General features: G+C 59.8%; 2 protein-coding genes. One reads left to right on the top strand and one right to left on the bottom strand.

Going from position 1 to position 3,832, the window contains the following annotated elements; genetic code table 11:
- Positions 1-182 precede the first annotated feature (182 nt).
- Positions 183-1,586, top strand: a complete 1,404-nt coding sequence (locus ACIQ39_RS18860; RefSeq protein WP_396436121.1) for a PLP-dependent aminotransferase family protein — start codon at positions 183-185, stop codon at positions 1,584-1,586.
- Between the two features lie 9 nt (positions 1,587-1,595).
- On the opposite strand, the gene ACIQ39_RS18855 is transcribed toward ACIQ39_RS18860, so the two are convergent.
- The gene (locus ACIQ39_RS18855) at positions 1,596-3,515 is read right to left on the bottom strand and encodes an ATP-binding cassette domain-containing protein (protein ID WP_396436120.1); all 1,920 of its coding nucleotides are present in this window, start codon (positions 3,513-3,515) and stop codon (positions 1,596-1,598) included.
- Positions 3,516-3,832 lie beyond the last annotated feature (317 nt).

Genomic DNA, 3,832 nt, shown 5'->3' with positions numbered 1-3,832 from the left:
TGCCTGGTGCGGAAAATCAAATTCAAATCGTGGACACCCATGAAACCTTTGAAACCCTTGCCGTTACTCGCTTGGCGCGGGTTGGCAGTCAAATAAACCGGACACTACTGAGTTGGCATGTTCATTTTAAGAACTGTATTGTTTCTTTTGACCGTACACCCGTTGGAAAGTCACCCATGTCTTTGCTCAGCCGCGTATCCAGTCAACCCCTGACCGATCAACTCGCGCAGCGTTTTGTGGCGCGCATGCGCGACCAGTTGCTGGTTGCGGGGGCGCGCTTGCCCTCGGTGCGGCAATGCGCGCAGATGCACGGCGTGAGTGCCTCCACCGTGGTGGCCGCTTACGATTGGTTGGTGGCACAAGGATGGGTGGAGGCGCGGCCGAACCGGGGCTTTTTTGTGCGCGATCGGGTGCAGCGCACCCCTTTGGCCCTGAGCGCATCCAGCGAATTGCCCAGCCCGCCGCCGGTGAACGCGGCCAGCCTGATTCGCGGCATGTTCCACCAGCCCAGTGCCCAGCCGCAACCGGGCATGGGGGTGTTTCCACCCGACTGGCTGGACGCTGACTTTTTGTCGGCCGCTTTGCGCAAGGTGGTGGCCAGTCCGGCCTTGCGCGAGTCGTCCTTGCGCTACAGAGAGCCGCAGGGCGACACGGGTTTGCGTGAGGCGCTGTCGTCCAAGCTGGCCAGCATGGGCTTGCACGCCGCACCGACGCAGTTGATCACCACGATTGGGGCCACCCATGCGCTGGACATCATCAGCCGAACTTTGCTGCGACCGGGCGATTGCGTGATGGTCGAGGAGCCCGGTTGGGCCATTGAGTTTGCGCGCTTGCAAAACCTGGGGGTGCGCATCTTGCCCGTGCCGCGCTTGGAGTCGGGACCCGACCTGGACGTGGTCGAGCGTTACGCCCAAATGCACGCGCCCAAGATGATGGTCAGCGTGTCGGTGCTGCACAACCCCACGGGTTACGGCCTGTCCTTGCCCGTGGCGCACCAGTTGGTGAATTTGGCGCACCGCTACAACTTCCATGTGGTCGAGGACGACACCTACGGGCACATGGCCCCAGCGCATGCGGTGCGCTTGTCGGTGCTCGATGGCTTGCAAAAGACGATTTACGTCAGCGGCTACGCCAAGATCCTCGCGCCCAGTTGGCGGGTCGGCTATATGGCGGCCCCGGTTGCTTTGAAGGACGCATTTTTGGACACCAAGCTGCTGTCCACGCTCACCACGCCGGTGTTGTTTGAAAAAGCGCTGGCGCTGTGTTTGGCGCAGGGGGCAATACGGCGTCACACCGAGCGCTTGTTGCAGCTGCTGGACGCCGCACGCGGCCGCAGTGTGCAGTTGGCACTGGCCCACGGCTGCCAATTCGTGGCACCGCCGCAGGGTTTGTTCGGCTGGGTCGATGTTGGGGTGGACACCGATGTGTTGGCGCTGCGCATGCACGACGCTGGTTACTTGTTGGCGCCCGGTTCTTTGTTTCACGCCGACCGCCGTCCCGGCTCTTTCATGCGGGTGAACTTTGCCAGCACCCAAGATGACCGGTTCTGGCGCGCCTTGGCCAAGACGCGCGCAGCACTTGTGTGACCCAGGGCTTCAGCGGCTAGACAAAAGTTCCCAACGCGCCATGGCCGTCAGCAGCAACTCGTCGAGCTCGGTGTCGCGCCTGAAAAGCTGTTGCGCCAGTCCCGGGTCACGCTGATAAACGCTGCTGTCGGCCAATTGCGCACGGGTTTGCGACTGTTCATTTTCCAGCGCGTCGATTTTGGCTGGCAACTCGGCCAGTTCGCGTTGCTCTTTGTAGCTGAGCTTGACGCGCGCAGTGTTGGCGGCGACAGCCACGGGGGCCGCTGCCGCTGCGGCGCTGACGGATGCTGGGGTGGCTGTCGAGCCACTGCGCTGAGCGGATTGGGCCCTGATGGCCTGGGCGCGTTTGGATTGCACCAGCCAGTCCTGCACCGAGCCTTCGTACTCGCGCCACAGGCCAGGCTGGTCTGGTGCGCTTTCGCAGGCGATGATGCCGGTGACCACGTTGTCCATGAAGGCACGGTCGTGGCTGACCAAGAAGACAGTGCCTTCGTAGGTTTGCAGCAACTCCTCCAGCAGCTCCAGAGTTTCGATGTCCAGGTCGTTGGTCGGTTCGTCCAGCACCAAGACGTTGGCCGGGCGCGCAAACAAACGCGCCAGCAGCAAGCGGTTGCGCTCGCCGCCTGAGAGGGAGCGCACGGGCGAGGTGCCGCGCGCGGGTGAGAACAAAAAGTCGCCCAAGTAGCTCTTGACGTGCTGGCGCTTGTTGCCAATCTCAATCCACTCGCTGCCGGGGCTGATGAAGTCTTCCAGTGTGGCGTCGAGGTCCAGCGCATCGCGCATCTGGTCAAAGTAAGCCACTTCCAACTTCGTCCCCCGGCGAACTTCACCGCTGTCGGCTTCAAGTTCTCCCAAAATCAGTTTCAGCAAGGTGGTTTTGCCCGCGCCGTTGGGGCCCAACAAACCGATCTTGTCGCCGCGCAGCAAAGTGCCCGTGAACTTCTGGATGATGGTGCGCACGCTGCCATCGGGCTGGGTGAAGCTTTTGCTCACATCCGTGAGTTCGGCCACCAGCTTGCCACTGGGCACGCCCGAGGCCACTTCCATGCGCACATTGCCCACCTTTTCACGGCGGGCTGCGCGTTCGCCGCGCAGATTTTGCAGACGGGTGATGCGGCTTTGGCTGCGCGTGCGGCGAGCTTCTACGCCTTTTCGAATCCAAATCTCTTCTTGGGCCAGCAATTTGTCGGCCTTGGCTTGAATGACCGCTTCTTGTGCCAATTGCTCTTCCTTTTGCACTTGGTAGGCCGCGTAGTTGCCGGGGTAAGGGCGCAGCTTGCCCCGGTCCAATTCGACGATACGGGTGGCAATCCGGTCCAGGAAGGCCCTGTCGTGGGTGATGGCGATCACACTCCCTTTGAAGTCGATCAACAGGTCTTCCAGCCAGGTGATGGCGTTCAGGTCCAAGTGGTTGGTGGGCTCGTCCAGCAAGAGTATGTCAGGGCGGGTCACCAAAGCTTGGGCCAAGGCCACACGCTTGCGCATGCCACCAGAAAGAGACTGCACGATGGCCTCAGGGTCGAGCTGAAGGCGTTGCAAGGTTTCGTCCAAGCGCTGCTCCCAGCCCCAACCGTCACGCGACTCAATTTGGCTTTGCAAGCTGTCCAAGTCCCCCCTGCTGTGTGTGTAATCGTCAATCCACTGCACCACCTCGGCCAAGCCTTCGCGTACCGATTCAAAAATCGAGTGCTCGGCCATCAAAACAGGTTCTTGCGCCACATAAGCGATGCGAACCCCCTGTTGAACATGGAGCGCGCCATCGTCAGGGCGTTCCATGCCCGACAAGATTTTGAGCAAGGATGATTTGCCCGTGCCGTTGCGACCGATCAAACCGATGCGCTCAGATGTCTCCAGGGAGAAGTCTGCGTGGTCGAGGAGTGCGACATGGCCAAAAGCCAGAGAAGCGTTCAAGAGAGTGAGTAAAGCCATAGGCCCATTATCCGGGTCAGACCCGCAAAAAATGCTGGACGAAGCCAAAAAACGCATTGAAGTCGAAAAATCTATGCCATAATTGAGGGCTTCGCTGCATGAAAGACAGGTCTTCGAAAGAAGACAAGCAAGCGCAGTGAAGAGGTTGGTGAAAAGATCTTGGCCACCAAGAAAAATTTTACAAACTTGACGCAGCGACAAAAACTGTGTCATAATTCAAGGCTTCGCTGATCGCAGCGGGGCAAGACAAGGTGATGAAAGTTGCCTTAGGTTCTTTAAAAATATACAGCCGATAAGCGTGGGCGTTTGATGGTGAT

Origin of the sequence: Limnohabitans sp. (assembly GCF_044361645.1) — a bacterium.
In the GTDB taxonomy this organism is placed as follows: Bacteria; Pseudomonadota; Gammaproteobacteria; order Burkholderiales; family Burkholderiaceae_C; genus Limnohabitans_A.
This window is presented reverse-complemented; position numbering and strand designations above follow the sequence as displayed.